Genomic DNA, 20,610 nt, shown 5'->3' with positions numbered 1-20,610 from the left:
TGCACGGATCTCTCGTACAGTTTGCGCCGTGGGATCTCTGCGCAATCCGGTCGGGCCGCTTCCCTCCTCCATCTACTGGCGACGGAGGGTCGTCATGGTGTCCGTGGTCGCCGTGCTGGCGCTGCTGATCACCTGGATCGTCACATCGAGCGGCGGGGGCGGCAAGAAGGGCCCCGACGGGGCCGACGGCAAGAATCCCGCGTCCACGATCACGCCGGGGCCGTCCGGCAGCGGGCCGGCGATCAGCCAGGCGCCGGGCGGGCGGGACGAGTCGAGCGGGGGCGGCGGCGCGTCGTCCAGCACGGGTACCGGATCCAGCGCCAGTTCCGGTTCCGACGGCGGGAGTTCGGGCGGGTCGGGCGGCGGCGCGTCGTCCGGTTCCGGCGGTTCCTCGGGGTCCTCGTCGGGCTCGGGGGACGTCACCTCGGGCTCCGGCGGTACGGTCGCCTCGTTGCCGGGGACGTCCACCCTCCCCAACTGCACGGCCGCGGCGGTGTCGTTGAGCCTGAAGAGCCTGCACAACTCGTACTCGCCGGAGCAGGCGCCGACCTTCGAACTCACGGCGAAGAACACGTCGTCCAGCGACTGCAAGGTCGATCTCGGGCCGAAGAACGCGGTGTTGACCATCACGCCGGCCAGCGCGGACGACAGCTACTGGTCGTCGGCGGACTGCCCGAAGACGGCGGCGACCCTGTGGTACCGGGTGCCGGCGGGCAGCAGCATCACGTACACCCTGAAGTGGGACCGCAAGCCGAGCGCTCCCCAGTGCGCGACGCCTTCGGCGGGCTCGGCCGGCCCGGGCACGTACCTGCTGGAAGCCGCGACCCCCGGGTTCACCAAGGCCCAGGCGTCCTTCGTGCTGGCGGCGGATTAGCCGGGGCCGGGGGGCTTACCGGCGCTTGCAGGGTGCCTCCTCCAGAGGGGGTACCCCCAGCGCCCACCCGTGCCGCCTGGGGGGTACCGCCCAGGCCCCTAAAGGCACTGGGGGAGGCACGACTGCCCGCCACGGTGTAGCTGACGCGACTAAAGCGCCCCTTCAGGGGCGCGGGGCTGCATCGATTTGCGGCTACCGCCGCGCGGGCGCGACCAGCCCCACGCACCCGCAGCCGAACGACCGCGGCCCCCCAGCGGAGCTACACGTACCGTTCGAGAATCGACGACTCCGCCAGCCTGGACAGGCCCTCCCGGACGCTGCGTGCCCGCGCCTCGCCGACCCCGTCCACGGTCTGCAGATCGTCGACGCTCGCGGCGAGCAGCTTCTGCAGGCCTCCGAAATGCTCCACCAACCGGTCGATGATCGCCCCGGGCAGCCGCGGAACCTTCGCCAGCAGCCGGAAGCCGCGCGGCGACACCGCCGAGTCCAGCGCCTCGGGGGAACCCGTGTATCCCAGCGCCCGCGCCACCGTCGGCAGTTCCAGCAGTTCCGCGTGGCTCAGCGCGTCCAGCTCGGAGAGCGCCTCGTCGACCGTGCGGGAGCGTTTGGCCGTGGGCTCGGGGACGTAGTCGCGCACCACCAGCTCGCGCTCGGGCTCGACGCCGGCGATCAGCTCGTCCAGCTGGAGCGCGAGCAGCCGCCCGTCGGTGCCCAGTTCCACGACGTACTCGGCGATCTCCGTGGCGATACGGCGGACCATCTCCAGCCGCTGGGCGACGGCCGAGACGTCGCGGACCGTCACCAGGTCCTCGATCTCCAGCGCTGACAACGTTCCCGCGACCTCGTCCAGGCGGAGCTTGTACCGCTCCAGGGTGGCGAGCGCCTGGTTCGCACGGGAGAGGATCGCCGCCGAGTCCTCCAGGACACGGCGCTGCCCGTCGACGTAGAGCGCGATCAGCCGCATCGACTGGGAGACCGAGACCACTGGGAAGCCGACCTGTTTGGAGACCCGGTCCGCCGTGCGGTGCCGGGTGCCGGTCTCCTCCGTCGGGATCGTCGCGTCCGGCACGAACTGGACGCCGGCCCGCAGGATCTTCGACAGGTCGGAGGAGATCACGATGCCGCCGTCGAGCTTGCACAGCTCGCGCAGCCGGGTCGCCGTGAACTCGACATCAAGGACGAAACCGCCCGTGCACATCGTCTCGACCGTCTTGTCGAAGCCGAGGACGATGAGCCCGCCGGTGTTGCCGCGGAGGACCCGCTCCAGGCCGTCGCGCATCGACGTGCCCGGAGCCACAGCGCTCAGCGAGGCGCGCATCAGGCCATCGGAACCGGCACTCCCACCGGATTTTCCGGGAGCCGCTGCCCGGTCGTTGGCTGCCACTGCACTCCTCCGGTCGCAGGTTCTGAGGCGCTCCCGCACCGCACGCGGTTCGTACGGACGGGCGAGACCAGGGCAAAGTCTACCGGCGCTGCTCCGCCTCCCGTGGGGCCTCTCGGGGACGGGAGCGCGGCAGTACCCGCAGCGCGTCTCCCATGTCGGCGACTTCCAGGACCTTCATGCCCGCCGGGATCTTCCCGGGATCGCCCGGTACGAGCGCGTGCGTGAAGCCCAGGCGGTGCGCCTCCGCGAGCCTGCGCTGGACCCCGGTGACCCGTCTGACCTCGCCCGCGAGGCCGACCTCGCCGATGGCGACCAGGTTCTTGGGGAGCGGGGTGTCGCTCGCGGCGGAGGCCAGGGCGAGGGCGATCGCCAGGTCGGCCGCGGGCTCGGAGAGCTTCACTCCGCCCACGGTCGCGGAGTAGATGTCCCGCTTGCCGAGCGCGCTGATCCGCCCGCGCTGCTCCAGCACCGCCAGCATCATCGAGACCCGGGAGGTCTCCAGGCCGGAGGTGGTGCGGCGCGGGGAGGGGATCTGGGATTCCACGGTCAGCGCCTGGACCTCGGCGACCAGCGGGCGGCGACCCTCCAGGGTCACCGTCAGACAGGTACCCGGGACCGGTTCGTCACGTCGTGTCAGGAAAAGTCCGCTCGGGTCGGTGAGGCCCGTGATGCCCTCGTCGTGCAGTTCGAAGCAGCCGACCTCGTCCGTGGTGCCGTAGCGGTTCTTGACGCCCCTGACGAGCCGCAGGCGCGCGTGCCGGTCGCCCTCGAAGTGCAGCACGACGTCCACGAGGTGTTCGAGGAGGCGGGGACCAGCGATCGCGCCGTCCTTGGTGACGTGGCCCACCAGGAGGGTGGACATGCCCCGGTCCTTGGAGGCGCGGATGAGCGCTCCGGCCACCTCCCGCACCTGGGCCATGCCGCCGGGCGCGCCGTCGATCTCGGGGGACGCGACCGTCTGCACGGAGTCCAGGATCAGCAGCGACGGCTTCACCGCGTCCAAGTGGCCGAGGACGGCGGCCAGATCGGTCTCGGCGGCGAGATAGAGGTGGTCGTCGATGGCGCCGATGCGGTCGGCGCGCAGCCGGACCTGGCTCGCGGACTCCTCGCCGGTGACGTAGAGCGTGCGGTGCTGGTCGCTGGCCGCCTTGGCCGCCACGTCGAGCAGGAGGGTGGACTTGCCGACGCCGGGCTCGCCGGCCAGCAGGACGACCGCGCCGGGGACCAGGCCGCCGCCGAGCACCCGGTCCAGCTCGGGCACGCCGGTCGTCCGCGCGGTGGCCTGGCGGCCGTCGACCTCGCCGATGGGCACGGCGGAGGTGGTGACCCGGCCGGGTGCCGTCGTGCGGACCGCGGGCGTGCCGTACTCCTCGACCGTCCCCCAGGCCTGGCACTCGGGGCAGCGGCCGAGCCACTTGGCCGTCTGCCAGCCGCACTCGGTGCAGCGGTACGACGGACGGTCTTTCGCGGTCTTGGTACGGGCAGCCATGCGGAAACCGTAGCCCCCGCCACTGACAGCGGGCCCACGGTGGCGCCCGTGACGGATGTGGGTGGAGGGGTCCCGGCCAGGTCTCATCGGGAACGAGCCGAGGAATATCGGGTTCCTGTCCCCTTATGAGGGATCGTTTCACCCGTACGGATTAAAAGTGCTCAAGGCGCAAGAAGAGACGTTACGCCGCCGCCTACGGTCGCACGGGTGATGAGCAGCAGCCCGGAAACCTCGACCCGCATGACCGGCGCGCACCGGGCGCACCGGGGAGCGCGCGCAGCGCGCGACCGGACGGCGGCGCGCGCGCTGGCGCAGTGGCCGTCGGCGCGCTACGAGCCGTACCTGGACGGGCTGTTCACGTACTGCCTCTCCGTGCTGTGCGACCACGACGCGGCCACCACCGCCCTCGGGGACGTCCTCGCCCTCGCCGAGCGGCGCGGCCAGCGCGTCCCGGAGGCCGCCAAGGACCGCCGGGCCTGGCTGTACGCGCTGGCCCGCTGGGCCTGTCTGCGCGGGCTGGCCGAGGCCAAGCAGAAACGTCAGGCCACCCATGCGGCGGGGCGGCACATCGCCCCCGAACCGCTGGTCGCCGCCGAGACCGAGGAGCAGCGGCGCCGCGAACTCGCCCTGCTCGCCTGGCCCGAGGCCGCCGGCACCACCCCGGAGCAGCGCGAGGCGCTCGAACTCGCCGTACGCCACCACCTCGCCGCCCACGAGGTCGCCGCCGTCCTCGGCATGGACCCGGCCGGCGCCCGCGAACTGCTCGCCTCCGCCGCCTGCGAGGTGGAACGCACCCGCGCGGCGCTCGCCGTCGTCGAGACCGGCGGCTGCCCCAGCGTCTCCCACCTCACCGGGGACAGCGAGCTGGTGCTCAGCAGCGCCCTGCGCCGCGAGCTGGTCCGGCACGTCGACGACTGCCCGCGCTGCCGCCGTACCGCCGAACGCGCGGCCCCCGGGCGGTGGCCCGGCACGATCACCACCCCCGCCGAGCTGCCGGTCCTGGAGGCACCCCGGTCGGCCCTGCACATGGCCATGGCGCACCCCACGCGCGCGCGTGGCGCCGCCGTTCCGCGTTTCGACCGGCGCGGTTTCCCGATGGACCCCAAGGACCGCGCGGCCCGCCGCGACCGGCTACGCGCGCGTGCCGTCACGACAACCGTCGTCGCCACGGTGGTGGCCGCGCCGGTGCTGGCCCTGTGGGCCGCCTACCGGGGCTCGCCGGCGGCGGACGGCCACGAGGGCCCGTCCGCGACCGCGCGCGAGGCCTCCGGCCCCGACGCCCTGGGCGGTGACGCGGCCGGGGGCTACGAGAACGCCGGAAACGCCAGCACCAGACCCGGGCCGCGGATCGGGAAGGACGGCAAGGCCGACGTCTCGGTGGAGGTGGTCAGCGTCGTGGGCGGCGACCGGACGAAGGCGGGTACGGGGCGCCTCGCGGTGACGGCCGCGAACGACGGTGACACGACGCTGATCACGCTGGCGGCGGCCGGGGACGCGCCGGTGCGGTGGTCGGTGTCCACCTCGGCGGGGTGGCTGTACTTCTCGCGGCCCTCGGGAACGCTCCGGCCGGGCGAGTCGTTCACGATCAAGGTGTACGTCGATCATCTGCGGGAGCCGGCCGGGCACTGGAGCGCGCGGGTGGCGGTGGCGCCGGCGGGGGCGGTGGTGTCGATCGACGGGTACGGGATGGCTCCGCCGGTGCGGAGGGGGCCGACGCCTCCGGGGCGGCCGACGCCGACGGTGACCGGGTCGGCTTCCGCCGAGCCGACACCGACGGCTTCGCCGAGCGAGCCGACGTCCACGCCGACGCCGACCGAATCGGATACGCCCGGTCCGACGGGGTCGGCTTCGCCGACGGAGAGCGAGAGCGCGGGGGCGTCGGCGAGTCCGTGAGGGGTGGGCTGCGGTGCGTCGGCGAGCGCGGCGCCGCTGTGGCTGGCCGCGCCCACGCGGCGAAGCCGCATATCGATACAGCCCCGCGCCCCTGACGGGGCACCTCGGTGGGCGTCGGGCAGTTCCCGGCGTCTCTGACGGGGTGCCTGGGTGGGCGTCGGGCAGTTCCCGGCGTCGCTGACGGGGTGCCTGGGTGGGCGTCGGGTAGTTCCCGGCGTCTCTGACGGGGCACCTCGGTGGGTGTCGGGCAGTTCCCGGTGTTCCTGTCGGGGTGCCTCGATGGGCGCCAGTGCAGTGGGTCTGCTCTCCCCGTTCTCCCCGAGCGGGGCGCTGTCGTCGGTGTCAGCGGGGCGGCTCTGCTCTCCCCCCCCGAAAGACGCCTCAGGTCGCCGGATCCGCCGGATGCGGGGCCAGCAGTGGGAGCTGCGACGACAGGCGTTCCTCGCACAGTTCCGCCAGGCGGTCGTAGCCGGCCTTGCCCATCAGTTCGGTCAGTTCCGGGCGGTAGGAGATGTAGACCGGGTCGCCGGCGCCGTGTGCCGAGGTCGCCGAGGTGCACCACCAGTGCAGGTCGTGGCCGCCCGGACCCCAGCCCCTGCGGTCGTACTCGCCGATCGAGATCTGGAGGACGCGCGTGTCGTCGGGGCGGTCGATCCAGTCGTACGTGCGGCGGATCGGGAGCTGCCAGCAGACGTCCGGCTTGGTCTCCAGCGGTTCGCGGCCCTCCCGCAGCGCCAGGATGTGCAGCGAGCAGCCCGCGCCGCCCGCGAAACCGGGGCGGTTCTGGAAGATGCACGAGCCGTTGAACGGGCGGGTCTGGCGGGAGCCCTCGTCGTCCTCCGAGACCCAGCCGTTCCGCGTGCCCTCGTCGTGGTGCTGCCAGATGTCCGGCGTGAGCCTCGACACATGACCGGCGACCCGCTTCTCGTCGTCCTCGTCGGAGAAGTGCGCGCCCAGCGTGCAGCAGCCGTCGTCCGCGCGGCCCGCCTGGATGCCCTGGCAGCCGCTGCCGAAGATGCAGTTCCAGCGCGAGGTCAGCCAGGTCAGATCACAGCGGAACACCTGCTCGTCGTCCGCCGGATCCGGGAACTCCACCCATGCGCGCGCGAAGTCCAGGCCCTTCTCGTCCCCTGCCGGAGGCCGCTGTGACGTCTTCGACTTCTTCGGTGGCTTCGCCCGAGAAGAACCGTCGGCGGATTTGGCGCCCTTGTGGTCCTTCGTCTTTTTCGTCTTTGGCACCTGTACAGGGTAAGTCGCGCGAGGCCGCTTCGGGGACGCCCTCCAAGGATGGGTTCCCGGCCACCTGGCAGTAGCGTTCCGTACATGAGACTCGGTGTCCTCGACGTGGGATCTAACACGGTGCATCTGCTGGTGGTGGACGCGCACCCCGGCGCACGCCCGCTGCCCGCGCACTCGCACAAGGCGGAGTTGCGCCTTGCCCAACTCCTCGACGGCAACGGCGCGATCGGTCCCGACGGGGTCGAGAAACTGATCGGTGTCATCCATGGGGCCCTGCAGGCCGCGGAGGACAAGGGCGTCGAGGAACTGCTGCCGTTCGCCACCTCCGCCGTGCGCGAGGCCAGCAACGCCGATGACGTCCTCGGCCGCGTGAAGGCCGAGACCGGCGTCGAGCTCCAGGTCCTGACCGGCGCCGAGGAGGCCCGGCTGACCTTCCTCGCGGTACGCCGCTGGTTCGGCTGGTCGGCCGGAAAGCTGCTGGTCCTAGACATCGGGGGCGGCTCCCTGGAGATCGCGTACGGCATCGACGAGGAGCCGGACACGGCCGTATCGCTGCCGCTCGGCGCCGGCCGGCTCACCGCCGGCTGGCTCCCCGGCGACCCGCCGGCCTCGGACGACATACGGGCGCTGCGCCGCCATGTACGCGCCGAGATCGCGCGCACGGTCGGCGAGTTCAGCCGCTTCGGCGCCCCCGACCACGTGGTCGCCACCTCCAAGACCTTCAAGCAGCTGGCCCGTATCGCCGGCGCGGCCCGCTCCGCCGACGGCCTCTACGTCCAGCGCGAACTCAAGCGCAGCTCCCTGGAGACCTGGGTCCCGCGGCTGGCGGCCATGAACACGGCCCAGCGCGGCGCACTCCCCGGGGTCTCCGAGGGCCGCTCGGGCCAGCTGGTGGCGGGCGCGCTGGTGGCGGAGGCCGCGATGGACCTGTTCGGGGTGGAGACGGTGGAGGTGTGCCCGTGGGCGCTGCGGGAGGGCGTGATCCTGCGGCGACTCGATCACATGGGTTCGGCGTAGGCACTCCCTCGGGGGGCGCGGGCGACCCGCGACGGCGAGCAGGTGCCCGGCCCCACCCCCGACGCGACGATCGTCACACCGGCGAAGACAAGCCCCGCTCCCACCCAACCCCACCCCGTAACCTGTCCCTCGTGGCAAAACCAAGGGACGTCGTCCGCATCCCGGATGCGAAGGTCGCGCTCTCCACGGCCTCCGTCTATCCGGAGTCGACGGCGACGGCCTTCGAGATCGCCGCGCGCCTCGGCTACGACGGTGTCGAGGTCATGGTGTGGACCGACCCGGTCAGCCAGGACATCGAGGCCCTGCGCAGGCTGAGCGACTACCACCGCATCCCGATCCTCGCCGTCCACGCCCCCTGCCTGCTGATCACCCAGCGGGTCTGGTCCACCGACCCCTGGGTCAAGCTCCAGCGGGCCCGGGCCGCCGCCGAGAAGCTGGGCGCGAGCACGGTCGTGGTGCACCCGCCGTTCCGCTGGCAGCGCCAGTACGCCCGCGACTTCGTCGAGGGGATCTGGCGCATGGCGAACGAGACGGACGTCCGATTCGCGGTGGAGAACATGTACCCCTGGCGCTATCGCGACCGCGAGATGCTGGCGTACGCCCCCGACTGGGACGTCACCAAGGACGACTACCGGCACTTCACGATCGACCTCAGCCATGCCGCGACCTCGCGGACGGACGCGCTCGCCATGCTCGACCGGATGGGCGGCCGGCTCGGCCATGTCCACCTCGCCGACGGCCGCGGCTCCGCCAAGGACGAGCACCTGGTGCCCGGCCGCGGCACCCAGCCCTGCGCCGAACTCCTGGAGCGCCTCGCGGTCACCGGCTTCGACGGGCATGTCGTCATCGAGGTCAACACCCGGCGCGCGATGTCCGGCGCCGAGCGCGAGGCCGACCTCGCGGAGGCCCTGGCCTTCACCCGCCTGCACCTGGCCTCGGCGGTGAAGGTGCCCCGCCGGTGACCGGTACCGAAAGCGGTGGCACCGGCGTCCGCCGTCGCGGCCGTCCCCCGCGCACCGAGTCGGCGGACACCCGGGACCGTATCCTCGTCGCCGCCCGCGAGGAGTTCTCCGAACGCGGGTACGACAAGACGTCCGTCCGCGGTATCGCCAAGGCCGCCGGCGTCGACTCGGCCCTCGTCCACCACTACTTCGGCACCAAGGAGCAGATCTTCGAGGCCGCCATCTCGATCGCCTTCGCCCCCGCGCTGAACGCCCCCGTCGCGATCGCCGACGGCCCGCTGGACGGCGTCGGCGAGCGCCTGACCCGCTTCATCTTCGGCATCTGGGAGAACCCCACCAGCCGTACGCCCCTGCTGGCGATCCTCCGCTCGGCCGTGAACAACGACACGGCCGCCGCCGTGTTCCGCCGGCTGATCGCCGCCCAGCTGCTGCGCCGGATCGCCGAGCAGCTGGATCTCCCGGACGGGGAACTGCGCGCCGAACTGGCGGCCGCGCAGCTGGTGGGGTGCGCGATGCTGCGGTACGTGATCAAGGTGGAGCCGCTGGCGTCGGCGGATCTGGAGCAGATCGTGGCGCGGGTGGCGCCGGTGGTTCAGGGGCATCTGACCGGGCCGTAGGACCGGCGCGACGAGACACCCGTCCCGCATTCCGGACACATCGTCCCGAGGCCTGGGCAACGGGCGTACGCTCGATGACAGCCCTATCTGTCTGAAGGAGCGAGCCACGATGCCCGAGCTGAGGTCCCGCACAGTCACCCACGGCCGCAACATGGCGGGCGCCCGCGCCCTTATGCGCGCCTCCGGTGTACCGGGCGCGGACATCGGCCGCAAGCCGATCATCGCGGTCGCCAACAGCTTCACGGAGTTCGTGCCGGGCCACACCCACCTCCAGCCGGTCGGCCGGATCGTCAGCGAGGCGATCAAGGAGGCGGGCGGCATCCCGCGCGAGTTCAACACGATCGCCGTGGACGACGGCATCGCCATGGGCCACGGCGGCATGCTGTACTCCCTCCCGTCCCGCGACCTGATCGCGGACTCGGTCGAGTACATGGTCGAGGCACACTGCGCCGACGCCCTGGTCTGCATCTCCAACTGCGACAAGATCACGCCGGGCATGCTGATGGCCGCGCTGCGGCTCAACATCCCTACGGTCTTCGTCTCCGGCGGCCCCATGGAGGCCGGCCGCGCCACCCTCGTCGACGGCACGGTCCGCACCCTCGACCTGATCGACGCGATGGTCGACGCGGCCAACGAGAACATCTCCGACGAGGACGTCCTCAAGATCGAGGAGAACGCCTGTCCGACCTGCGGCTCCTGCTCGGGCATGTTCACCGCCAACTCGATGAACTGCCTGACCGAGGCCATCGGTCTCTCCCTCCCCGGCAACGGCTCGGTCCTGGCCACCCACACGGCCCGTAAGCAGCTGTACGTCAACGCGGCCCGCACGGTCATGGACATCACCCGCCGCTTCTACGAGCAGGACGACGACACGGTCCTGCCCCGCAACGTCGCGACCTTCGCCGCGTTCGAGAACGCGATGGCCCTCGACATCGCGATGGGCGGCTCCACCAACACGATCCTGCACCTGCTGGCCGCCGCCCAGGAGGCGGGCGTCTCCTTCGGCCTGGAGGAGATCAACGAGGTCTCGCGCCGGGTGCCCTGCCTGGCCAAGGTCGCGCCGAACGTCGCGAAGACCCGCACGTACTACATGGAGGACGTGCACCGGGCCGGCGGCATCCCCGCCCTCCTCGGCGAACTGCACCGCGGCGGTCTCCTCAACGAGGACGTCCACTCCGTGCACAGCCCGTCCCTGTCGGACTGGCTGAAGACCTGGGACGTGCGCGGCGGCTCCCCCTCTCCCGAAGCGGTGGAACTGTGGCACGCGGCCCCGGGCTGCGTCCGCTCCTCCGAGGCCTTCTCCCAGTCCGAGCGCTGGGAGGCCCTCGACGAGGACGCGGCGGAGGGCTGCATCCGCAGCGTCGAGCACGCGTACTCCAAGGACGGCGGCCTCGCGGTCCTCAAGGGCAACCTCGCCGTGGACGGCTGCGTGGTGAAGACGGCCGGCGTCGACGAGTCGATCTGGACCTTCGAGGGCCCGGCGGTCGTCTGCGAGTCGCAGGAAGAGGCCGTCGAGAAGATCCTCAACAAGCAGGTCACGCACGGCGACGTGGTCGTCATCCGCTACGAGGGCCCCAAGGGCGGCCCCGGCATGCAGGAGATGCTCTACCCGACGTCCTTCCTCAAGGGCCGCGGCCTCGGCAAGACCTGCGCGCTGATCACGGACGGCCGTTTCTCCGGCGGCACGTCGGGTCTGTCGATCGGCCACGCCTCCCCGGAGGCGGCCTCGGGCGGCACCATCGCCCTCGTCGAGAACGGCGACCGCATCCGTATCGACATCCCGAACCGCACCATCGAACTCCTCGTCGACGAGGCCGAGCTGGCCCGTCGCGAGCAGGCCCTGAACGGCGTGTACGCCCCGAAGAACCGCGAGCGCAAGGTCTCGGCGGCCCTGAGGGCCTACGCGGCGATGGCCACCAGCGCGGACCGCGGCGCGGTGCGCGACGTGAGCAAGCTCGGCTGACGCCGGGCAGGTGACAGATGCGACAGGGGTCGCCTCCCACAAGGGGGCGGCCCCTTCCGCCGTACGCCATCACCAGACGGCGGGATCCCCCGCGTCCACGGCGAAGACGGTGCCGTCGGGGGCGGTGGCGTAGACGTGGGTGTCGAGGATCAGGGGGGCGGGCAGCGCGGCGGTGACCCCGCCCGAGGCCGTTCCGAAGCGGGGCGAGGTCTGTCCGGCGACCTTCCCGTCATGCGTGTCCACGGCCATGAGCCGTCCGTCGGCGGCTGAGAAGTACACGTGCCGGTCGTCGGCGACGGGCGCCGAGCCCCGGCTCACCGCAGTCTCCAGGTGCCATGTCCGCTTGCCTGCGTCCAAGTCGACGGCGTCCAGAGACCCGGTGGCGGCCAGCAGGTAGACCACGCCGTCGTGCACGCCGGCCTGCGCGTCCGCACGCGGTACGGGCAGCTTGACCCGGCGGGTGGTTCCGGATCCCGGCGTGTAGCGGACCACCGCATCGGTGTCGCCGTACACCGGATCAGCGGCCAGCAGGAAGACCGTCCCGTCCTGCGCGCCGACCGGCCGTAGCAGACCATGCAAAGGCGTGTCCCACCGTACGTCTCCGGTAGCCGGGTCCACGGCGGTCACCCGGGTGCTGCCCCCGTCAGCGGACGAACTCGTCACATACGCCGACGACGGATCCGAGGGGAAGAAGTCGATCCGCGGTGTGCCGTGCCCCCCTGTGGGCCGGCTCCACTTGCTGGTGCCAGTCGCGCTGTCCACCCCGGTGACCGTGCCGTCCGCGCGCGCGAGCAGAAGCATGTCGCCGGCGTACTTCATCCCTTTGTTCTTGGGCAGGGCCCGCTGCCATCGGCTCCTGCCCGAGTCCGGATCGAGCGCCGTCACATGCCGGGCCTCGTCCGTGACGAGTTGCACGAGGCCGCCGGAGAGGACCGGGGGCCTGTTCCAGTGGGCGTCGGTGACGGAGTGCCGCCAGAGCACGGCGCCCGTTACCGGGTCCAGGGCGAGGGCCACAGACGTCTCCGTGCAAAACAACTTCCCGTCACCGGTGGCACATTGGGGCGTGGCCGCGCCCTTGGTGACCGGGTTAGCCTGCCAGGCGGCGAAAGCGGCGGCAGTGGTTCTCGGGTTGCTCTCCCGCTGCTCCGGACCGCTCCCGGCCCCCCACTGGACGAAGGCCGCGGCCCCGCCCAGCACGAGCACGACAGCACCCGTGGCCGAGGCGACCCGCCTGCTGAGGCGTGGCCAGCGCCGCCGCTCCGGCTCCTTCTCCTTCGGCTCCGGCATGTCACTGCTGTCGCCGGTGGCACTGGTCCGCTGTGCCGGTATGAACGCCTGCGTATCGTACGAGGCCGCCAACGACCTCAGGACCCGCATCAATTCGTCGGGCGTCGGCCGGTCCTCGGGCTCCTTGGCGAGGCAGCGCAGCACCAACGGAGCGAGTTCCTCCGGCACGTCGGTGAGGTCGGGCTCGTCATGCACAACCTGGTAGGCGACGACGTATGGACTGTCGGAGTCGAACGGCCCACGCCCGGTCGCCGCGTGCACCAGTACCGACCCGAGCGCGAAGATGTCGGCGGCCGGCCCGACCTCACGCGGCCGCCGGAACTGCTCCGGCGCCATGAACGGCGGCGTACCGATCAACTTGCCGGTCTCGGTCCGCAGTTCGCTGTCCTTTGGCCGGGAAATGCCGAAGTCGATGACCTTCGGGCCATCCTCGGCGAGCAGCACGTTGCTCGGCTTGAGATCCCGGTGCACCACCCCGACCCTGTGAATGTCGCGCAGCGCCTCCGCGAGCCCAGCCATCAGCCGACGCAACTGGGCAGAGGGCATCGGGCCGTTCCGCTTCACGTGCTCGGCCAGAGTGGGGCCGGGGATGAAAAGGGTGGCCATCCAGGGCCGTTCGGCCTCGGGATCGGCGTCCACGACGGGTGCGGTGAAGGCGCCGCTGACCTTGCGCGCGGCGGCCACCTCCTGCCGGAAACGGCCCCTGAACTCACGGTCCTTGGAGAACTCGGCGTGCACGACCTTCACGGCGAGCTTTAGCCCCGAGGTGCTGCGGGCCAGGTGCACCACGCCCATGCCGCCCGAACCCAGGCAGGACTCCAGGCGGTAGTGCCCGGCGTACTCGGGAAGTTCCGCTTCCGCGCCCGCTCCGGTGTTGCGCTGTGGCGTCATGGGATCACCCCCGTGCTGTTCCTCGCGGCGCGCGACGCACGGAGCCTAGTCGATGACTCGTGCGATACAGAGGCGGCTTGCTAGCCTCCGCGTGCGAGTTGCGCACATGTGTTTCGTGGCTCGATCCGGGGGAATCAACGGGACTCCATGGCACTCATGGGACCGGTGGGGGGAGTTCTACATGTCTGTTGATCACGCGCAGGAAGCCGAGAGCAGCGGTGAGGAGGAGGCCGTCACGACGCTGACGGCGTCCGTGCGCTACTACTCGGTCGCCCCGGGCCTCCGCCTGAACGTCCGCAGCGGTCCCGGCACCAGTTACGACATCACCCGCGTCCTCCCCGAGGGCGCCAAAGTCCCGATCTACTGCCAGACGCCCGGTACGACGGTCTCCGGGTACTACGGCACGTCCAAGATCTGGGACAACATCAGCAACGGCGAGTTCGTGTCAGACGCCTACGTCAATACGGGCAGCGACGGTTACGTGGCCGACCGCTGCTCCTGACCGGTCCAGGAGGACTGGGATGACATCCAGAAGACGCGCTTCCCTCCTTCTCGCAGGCTCCGCCGGAGCCTTTCTCATGATCATGGGGTCGGCCTCCGTCGCCAGCGCGGCCGCCACCGTGAACACATACTCCGTCGCCCCGGGCGTCCGTCTGAACGTCCGCAGCGGCCCGGGCACCAGTTACAACATCACCCGCACCCTCCCCGAGGGCACCAAGGTTCCGATCTTCTGCCAGACGCCGGGTACGACGGTGTCCGGGTACTACGGCACGTCGAACATCTGGGACAACATCGACAACGGCGAATACGTCTCGGACACCTACGTCAACACCGGCAGCGACGGCTACGTGGCCGACCGCTGCGCCTGACCGGTCACGTCGACCCCGACCCGGAGCCCGCGGCCCCCGGCACCATAATCGTCATGTGAGCGACGAACCAGGCACCCCGGACACCCCCGCGGGCTCCACCGGCGAGGCCCCGAGCGGCCCCCGCCCCGAGCCCCTCCGTTTCTTCGGCACGTCCTGGGTCAACCATGACGACGGCTACATCGTCCGCCGCATCAGCGTGGCCGTGGGTTCGCTCGCCGCCGCCGCCGCCTCCTGCCTGGTCCTCCGGCTCGCCTACCAGGGCGTGCAACTCGCCGACACCGGGTCCTTCGTCACGGTCCTGGTCGTCGCGATGTTCGCCATCTGCAGCGCCCTCGCCTTCCGCCACACCTGGGACGGCTTCGGCAAGCGCCCCGACCCGGAACGCCAGGCCTCCCTGCGCGGCCTCCTCGCCATCGGTTTCGTCGGCTCCCTCCTCGCCTACTTCTTCCGCTCCCTGACAGAGGCCCCCGGCGAACGACTCCACCGCACCGAGTACGACACCGCCCGCCAGGAACACGAGCGCCGCACCACGCGCCGCACGGGCAACCCGTCGAAGAAGAAGCGCAAGCGCTGACACCGTCCGGTACGGCACCGCGCGGAGTACGGCACCGCGCGGAGTACGACATCGCCCGCCCATCGGAAACCCCTGTCGCCTCCCGCCCCGCCCCCGGGACCATGGCCGTATGACCACAAGCCAGTCGCGCCCCCCGAACCCGGCCCCCTCGCACGCAACCCGCGCGCACTCCTTCAACGCCGCCGCGGCCCAGTACGCCGCGAACCGCCCCTCCTACCCGCTCGCTCTCCTCGACGCCGTCGAGGAGGAGGCCGGCCGCACCCTCACCGGTGCCCGGGTGGTCGACGTCGGCGCGGGCACCGGCATCGCGACCGCCGTCCTGCACGCGCGCGGCGCCGACGTGGTCGCGGTGGAGCCGGGCGAGGGCATGGCGGCGCAGTTCCGGGCCACGCTCCCCGGCGTCCCGCTCGTCCGCGGCAACGGCAACGCCCTCCCGCTCGCCGACGACACCGCCGACTTCCTCACCTACGCCCAGGCCTGGCACTGGACCGACCCGGCCCACTCCGTGCCGGAGGCGCTGCGCGTACTGCGTCCCGGCGGCGCGCTCGCGCTGTGGTGGAACACCGACGCCCTCGACATCGAGTGGATCGCCGGGCAGAACGAGCGGATGAGCCGCTTCTTCGGCGTGGACGCCGCAGCGGAGAGGCGCAAGACCGCCGACCGTACGGACCTCGCCGACCCCAGCGGCCGCCTCCGCTTCACCCGCCGCGAGGTCCGCTGGAGCCGCCGCGTCCCCCTCGACACCCACCTCGCCAACATCGGCAGCCACTCGGCGTTCCTGCTCACCCCCGAGGACCGCCGCGCCGCCTTCCTCGCGGAGGAGCGCGCCCACCTCCTGAAGGTCTTCCCGGAGGAAACGGTCGAGGAGACGTACGACGTCCTCCTCCTGGTCGCCCTCAACACCTGACCAACACACGCACCCCGGCCCGCCGCCCCCACACAGCAGCGGGCCACCGGCGCCCCACCGCACCCACACGACAAACCCACCCGCCTCGCGGCCACCCCTTCCCACGACAACCGATCCCAGCGACGAGCCAACGCCAGCTGTCCCGGTGGGGACCGGAAGCCAGGCGTCCCGGTGCTGGGCTGGCGCCCGGAGTCCGGGTGACGAGCCGAGTCCTGCTGTCCCGGGGAGGATCCGACGCCAGCTGTCCCGGCGAAGGGCTGATGCCAGGTGTTCCGGTGACGAGCCGAGTCCAGCAGTCCCGATGACGGACTGACTTCAGCCGTCCCGGCGAGGGACCGACTCCGGCCATGCCCCAGCGCCCGTGCGGCCCTCACGGAGGGCGTGCCGTCGACTGCCTCCTCGCCCAGTCCCCTTGACGCTCCCTACCTTGCCGAGGATTATTCATCACATGGTGAATTACTCGCCGGAGCCGACCGAGGCGCCCGGCAACTCCGTCCTGCCCCCCGCCATCCAGGCCGCCGGCCTCACCGCCGTCCGTGGCCCCCGCACCGTCCTGCGCGGCCTCGACTTCACCGTCCCCCGCGGCCAGATCACCGGCCTCCTCGGCCCCTCCGGCTGCGGCAAGTCGACCCTGATGCGCTCCATCGTCGGCAGCCAGGCCAACGTCACCGGCACCCTCAACGTCCTCGGCCGCCCCGCCGGCCACCCCACCCTCCGCACCCGCATCGGGTACGTCACCCAAGCCCCCTCCGTCTACGACGATCTGACAGTCCGCCAAAACCTCGACTACTTCGGCTCGATCCTCGACCCCACCCGCCCCGCCCCCGACCGCCGCGCCGACGTCGAACGCGTCCTCGGCGAAGTCGACCTCATCAGCCACGCCGACGCCCTCGCCGGCAACCTCTCCGGCGGTCAGCGCAGCCGCGTCTCCCTCGCCGTCGCCCTGCTCGGCACCCCCGAACTCCTCGTCCTCGACGAACCCACCGTCGGCCTCGACCCCGTCCTGCGCCGCGACCTCTGGCAGCTCTTCCACTCCATCACCACCACCCGCGGCGCCACCCTCCTCATCTCCTCCCACGTCATGGACGAGGCCGAGCGCTGCCACCGCCTCCTCCTCATGCGCGAGGGCGAGATCCTCGCCGACGACACGCCCCAGTCCCTCCGCACCCGCACCGGCTCCGACACGGTCGAGGCGGCCTTCCTGCACCTCGTCGACGAAGCGGCCGCCACCTCCCGCACGAAGGAAAGCGCACGATGACCACTCAGCCGGCGACCACCACGACCGCCCCCGTCAGCGCCCTCAACCTCGCCCGCACCACCGCCACCGCGGCCCGCGTCCTGCGCCAACTCCGCCACGACCCCCGCACGATCGCGCTGCTCCTCCTCATCCCCTGCCTGATGCTGGTCCTGCTCCGCTACGTCTTCGACGGCAGCCCGCGCACCTTCGACAACATCGGCGCCTCACTCCTCGGCATCTTCCCGCTCATCACGATGTTCCTGGTGACCTCGATCGCCACCCTTCGCGAGCGCACCTCCGGCACCCTCGAACGCCTCCTCGCCATGCCCCTCGGCAAAGCCGACCTCATCGCCGGCTACGCCCTCGCCTTCGGCGTCCTCGCGATCATCCAGTCGGCCCTCGCCACCGGCCTTGCCGTCTGGTTCCTGGGCCTCGACGTCACCGGCTCCCCCTGGCTCCTGCTCCTGGTCGCCCTGCTCGACGCCCTGCTCGGCACGGCCCTCGGTCTCTTCGTCTCGGCCTTCGCGGCCTCGGAATTCCAGGCGGTCCAGTTCATGCCCGCGGTGATCTTCCCGCAACTCCTGCTCTGCGGCCTCTTCACGCCCCGCTCTCAGATGCACCCCGCCCTCGAAGCCCTCTCCGACGTCCTCCCCATGTCCTATGCCGTAGACGGCATGAACGAAGTCCTCCACCACACCGACATGACCGCCACCTTCCTCAGGGACATCCTGATCGTCGCCGGTTGCGCCCTGCTCGTGCTGACCCTGGGAGCGGCCACCCTGAGGCGACGCACGGCATAGCCACCGACGACGTCCGCCCAGCGGACAACCGCCCCCCGCCTCCTACTCCCGGTGTCAGACTGAACCGTATGAGTGAGAAAGTCGCAGTCCTCGGTACCGGCAAGATCGGCGAAGCCCTGCTCAGCGGAATGATCCGGGCCGGCTGGGCACCCGCCGACCTCCTGGTCACCGCCCGCCGCCCGGAACGGGCCGAAGAGCTCCGTGCCCGCTACGGAGTCACCCCGGTCACCAACCCCGAGGCCGCGAAGACCGCCGACACCCTGATCCTCACGGTCAAACCGCAGGACATGGGCGCCCTCCTCGACGAACTCGCCCCGCACATCCCCGCCGACCGCCTCGTCATCAGCGGCGCGGCGGGCATCCCCACCTCCTTCTTCGAGGAGCGCCTCGCCACCGGCACCCCGGTCGTCCGTGTCATGACGAACACCCCCGCCCTCGTCGACGAGGCGATGTCCGTCATCTCCGCCGGCAGCCATGCCACCGCCGCCCACCTGGCCACCGCCGAGAAGATCTTCGGCGCCGTCGGCAAGACCCTCCAGGTCCCCGAGTCCCAGCAGGACGCCTGCACCGCCCTGTCGGGCTCGGGACCGGCGTACTTCTTCTACCTGGTCGAGGCCATGACCGACGCCGGCATCCTGCTCGGCCTGCCCCGCGACAAGGCCCACGACCTCATCGTCCAGTCCGCGATCGGCGCCGCCGTGATGCTCCGCGACAGCGGCGAACACCCCGTCAAGCTCCGCGAGAACGTCACCTCGCCCGCCGGCACCACCATCAACGCCATCCGCGAACTGGAGAACCACGGCGTACGGGCCGCCCTCATCGCCGCCCTCGAAGCCGCCCGCGACCGCAGCCGCCAACTCGCCTCCGGCAAGAAGGACTGAGAAGGACAAGAAGGACTGAGCAGAACAGGACCGAGAGGAACTGAGCCCGCGCCTACCGCACGGCGTTCAACGCGGGTTCCGCCGCAGCAGCTCCCGAGAAGGCACCGGGCGGCAACAGCCCGATCGCCCGATAGGCAGTGTCGACAATCGGCCGGGCGATCGCCCGGGCCTTCTCCGCCCCATGCCGCAGCACCTCCTCCACATATCCCGGATCGACACACAACTCCCTGTGCCTGGCCTGCACGGGACCGATCAGGTCCAGCACCGCATCCGCAGTGGCCTGCTTCAGAGAGCCGTACGAATCGTGAACGGTTGCCAGTGACTCAGGGTTCCCGCCTGTGCACGCAGCGAGAATCTCCAGCAGATTCGCGACCCCGGGCTGCTCCTCCCGGTCGTAGACGACTTCCTGCCCACTGTCCGTCACGGCCCGCATGATCTTCTTCCGGATCACCTCCGGTTCGTCGAGCAGATAGACGATGCCCGCCCCGGAGTCGTCGCTCTTCCCCATCTTCGACGTCGGGTCCTGCAGATTCATCACCCGCGCGGCCACCTTCGGCACGGTCGCCTTCGGCACCACGAACGTGTGCCCGTACCTCTGGTTGAACCGCACCGCCAGATCCCGGGTCAACTCCACGTGCTGCGCCTGATCGTCCCCGACCGGCACCTCGTCCGCCCCGTAGGCCAGGATGTCGGCCGCCATCAGCGCCGGATACGTCAGCAGGGACAGCCGCACACCGCGCCCGCGCACCGCCTCGCTCGCGACCTTCTCCTTGTACTGGATCATGCGCCGCATCTCCCCGTCGGTCGCCACGCACTCCATGAGGTACGACAGCCGGGTGTGCTCGTCGACATGACTCTGTACGAACACGGTGCACAGCTCCGGATCCAGCCCGGACGCCAGCAACAGGGTCGCCGCCTGCCGGGTGAGCCGGCGCAGCCGGGCCGGATCGTGGTCCACGGTCATCCCGTGCAGATCGACGATGCAGAACAAGGAGTCCGCCTGGTGCTGGTCCACGGCAGCCCACTGCCGCATGGCCCCCAGGTAGTTCCCCAGCGTCAGGTGCCCGGTCGGCTTGATCCCGCTGAAGACCCGTGTCATTCCCTCTCCACCTCCTGGTCGGAGCCGCCGTCCCGAGCGGCCGACCCTCAGAGGTTCCGGAGGGAGATACACGAACGGCCGCCGAGATGGCGGCCGTTGAATGCGTACGTGAGCGCGGCCGCCGTCAGGCGGCCCACCACTGCTGGGTGCACGTACGCGTAGTCATGACCTCCACCATACGCCCCGGGGGTCGCCCCGCCGCGAGTTGACACACCCCAACCGGTTACGTAGTGTTCTCCGAGTTGTCCGACGTGAGCGCCGACTCCGGTCGGTCCCCGGACAGCCATTCCGCAAGTACCTGCCAGCAGTCGGCGATCCGTCGTCGCTTTGCTTCGGCGCGCGTATGTGCGAAATGAAGGAATCCACGTTCGAAAGGACGCGGCCCCCGATTAGCTCGGAGGCTGGGAATCCGCTAAAGTCTCACTCGTCGGAACGGCCCAACAGCCGGGAAGGCAACACCCGCTGACTGGGAATCAGACGCCGAAAGGATCTGATAGAGTCGGAACCGCCGGAAAGGGAAACGCGAGAGCGAAAACCTGGAAAGCACCGAGGAAATCGGATCGGAAAACGGTCTGATAGAGTCGGAAACGCAAGACCGAAGGGAAGCCCGGAGGAAAGCCCGAGAGG

At 71.0% G+C, this 20,610-nt stretch carries 18 protein-coding genes; 13 read left to right on the top strand and 5 right to left on the bottom strand.

Annotated features, from left to right (window positions below; genetic code table 11):
• Positions 1-28 precede the first annotated feature (28 nt).
• Entirely contained in the window at positions 29-874 is an 846-nt protein-coding gene (locus ACZ5K7_RS38185) for a hypothetical protein (protein ID WP_351712194.1), read from the top strand.
• A gap of 259 nt (positions 875-1,133) precedes the next feature.
• Here ACZ5K7_RS38185 and disA read toward each other — a convergent pair whose 3' ends face one another.
• Together disA and radA are read right to left on the bottom strand one after the other, a co-directional pair.
• Complete coding sequence (disA, locus tag ACZ5K7_RS38180; protein WP_351712196.1) at positions 1,134-2,258, bottom strand: DNA integrity scanning diadenylate cyclase DisA; 1,125 nt, start codon at positions 2,256-2,258, stop codon at positions 1,134-1,136.
• Positions 2,259-2,337: 79 nt separating this feature from the next.
• Positions 2,338-3,747 carry a DNA repair protein RadA gene (gene radA / locus ACZ5K7_RS38175; RefSeq protein WP_351712198.1) on the bottom strand — a complete coding sequence of 470 codons (1,410 nt, stop codon included), beginning with the start codon at positions 3,745-3,747 and terminating at the stop codon, positions 2,338-2,340.
• 210 nt (positions 3,748-3,957) lie between these two features.
• On the opposite strand from radA, the gene ACZ5K7_RS38170 reads away from it, so the two are divergent.
• Positions 3,958-5,640 (top strand): BACON domain-containing protein, encoded by a 1,683-nt coding sequence (locus tag ACZ5K7_RS38170; RefSeq protein ID WP_468921240.1) that lies wholly within the window; start codon positions 3,958-3,960, stop codon positions 5,638-5,640.
• A gap of 381 nt (positions 5,641-6,021) precedes the next feature.
• Here the strand turns inward: ACZ5K7_RS38170 and ACZ5K7_RS38165 are convergent, their stop codons facing one another.
• Positions 6,022-6,879 carry a DUF3109 family protein gene (locus ACZ5K7_RS38165; protein ID WP_351712202.1) on the bottom strand — a complete coding sequence of 286 codons (858 nt, stop codon included), beginning with the start codon at positions 6,877-6,879 and terminating at the stop codon, positions 6,022-6,024.
• Positions 6,880-6,963: 84 nt separating this feature from the next.
• Here ACZ5K7_RS38165 and ACZ5K7_RS38160 point away from each other — a divergent pair, with 84 nt between their 5' ends.
• The 4 genes from ACZ5K7_RS38160 to ilvD all read left to right on the top strand — a co-directional run bounded on the left by ACZ5K7_RS38160 (position 6,964) and on the right by ilvD (position 11,438).
• Positions 6,964-7,896, top strand: a complete 933-nt coding sequence (locus ACZ5K7_RS38160; protein ID WP_351712204.1) for a Ppx/GppA family phosphatase — start codon at positions 6,964-6,966, stop codon at positions 7,894-7,896.
• Positions 7,897-8,027: 131 nt separating this feature from the next.
• Positions 8,028-8,858 (top strand): sugar phosphate isomerase/epimerase family protein, encoded by an 831-nt coding sequence (locus ACZ5K7_RS38155; protein ID WP_351712206.1) that lies wholly within the window; start codon positions 8,028-8,030, stop codon positions 8,856-8,858.
• Positions 8,855-9,475, top strand: coding sequence for a TetR/AcrR family transcriptional regulator (locus ACZ5K7_RS38150; RefSeq protein WP_468921236.1), 621 nt, complete (start codon positions 8,855-8,857; stop codon positions 9,473-9,475). Before ACZ5K7_RS38155 ends, ACZ5K7_RS38150 begins: the two co-directional genes overlap by 4 nt.
• Positions 9,476-9,584: 109 nt before the next feature.
• Positions 9,585-11,438: a dihydroxy-acid dehydratase gene (ilvD, locus tag ACZ5K7_RS38145; RefSeq protein ID WP_450973352.1), complete on the top strand. Its 1,854-nt coding sequence runs from the start codon at positions 9,585-9,587 to the stop codon at positions 11,436-11,438.
• Positions 11,439-11,507: 69 nt separating this feature from the next.
• Here ilvD and ACZ5K7_RS38140 read toward each other — a convergent pair whose 3' ends face one another.
• Positions 11,508-13,616 (bottom strand): serine/threonine-protein kinase, encoded by a 2,109-nt coding sequence (locus tag ACZ5K7_RS38140; protein ID WP_468921233.1) that lies wholly within the window; start codon positions 13,614-13,616, stop codon positions 11,508-11,510.
• A 181-nt stretch (positions 13,617-13,797) separates the two neighbouring features.
• Between ACZ5K7_RS38140 and ACZ5K7_RS38135 the strand changes: the two genes are divergently transcribed.
• From ACZ5K7_RS38135 to proC, 7 genes are all read left to right on the top strand, one after another.
• On the top strand, positions 13,798-14,118 hold the full coding sequence (locus ACZ5K7_RS38135; RefSeq protein WP_468921230.1) for an SH3 domain-containing protein: 321 nt from the start codon (positions 13,798-13,800) through the stop codon (positions 14,116-14,118).
• Positions 14,119-14,137: 19 nt separating this feature from the next.
• Entirely contained in the window at positions 14,138-14,485 is a 348-nt protein-coding gene (locus tag ACZ5K7_RS38130; RefSeq protein ID WP_468921227.1) for an SH3 domain-containing protein, read from the top strand.
• 55 nt (positions 14,486-14,540) lie between these two features.
• Complete coding sequence (locus tag ACZ5K7_RS38125; RefSeq protein WP_468921224.1) at positions 14,541-15,059, top strand: EamA/RhaT family transporter; 519 nt, start codon at positions 14,541-14,543, stop codon at positions 15,057-15,059.
• 109 nt (positions 15,060-15,168) lie between these two features.
• Positions 15,169-15,966 carry a class I SAM-dependent methyltransferase gene (locus ACZ5K7_RS38120; protein ID WP_468921222.1) on the top strand — a complete coding sequence of 266 codons (798 nt, stop codon included), beginning with the start codon at positions 15,169-15,171 and terminating at the stop codon, positions 15,964-15,966.
• Positions 15,967-16,414: 448 nt separating this feature from the next.
• Positions 16,415-17,224, top strand: a complete 810-nt coding sequence (locus ACZ5K7_RS38115) for an ABC transporter ATP-binding protein (protein ID WP_468921219.1) — start codon at positions 16,415-16,417, stop codon at positions 17,222-17,224.
• Positions 17,221-18,003 (top strand): ABC transporter permease, encoded by a 783-nt coding sequence (locus tag ACZ5K7_RS38110; protein WP_351712220.1) that lies wholly within the window; start codon positions 17,221-17,223, stop codon positions 18,001-18,003. The genes ACZ5K7_RS38115 and ACZ5K7_RS38110 overlap by 4 nt, the downstream gene beginning before the upstream one ends.
• A gap of 68 nt (positions 18,004-18,071) precedes the next feature.
• Positions 18,072-18,884 (top strand): pyrroline-5-carboxylate reductase, encoded by an 813-nt coding sequence (proC, locus tag ACZ5K7_RS38105; RefSeq protein WP_468921216.1) that lies wholly within the window; start codon positions 18,072-18,074, stop codon positions 18,882-18,884.
• A 52-nt stretch (positions 18,885-18,936) separates the two neighbouring features.
• On the opposite strand, the gene trpS is transcribed toward proC, so the two are convergent.
• A complete protein-coding gene (gene trpS, locus ACZ5K7_RS38100; RefSeq protein WP_468921214.1) occupies positions 18,937-19,983 on the bottom strand; it encodes a tryptophan--tRNA ligase in 1,047 nt (348 codons plus the stop codon).
• Between the last annotated feature and the right edge of the window lie 627 nt (positions 19,984-20,610).

Source organism: Streptomyces sp. NPDC031497 (genome assembly GCF_055580905.1).
This window is presented reverse-complemented; position numbering and strand designations above follow the sequence as displayed.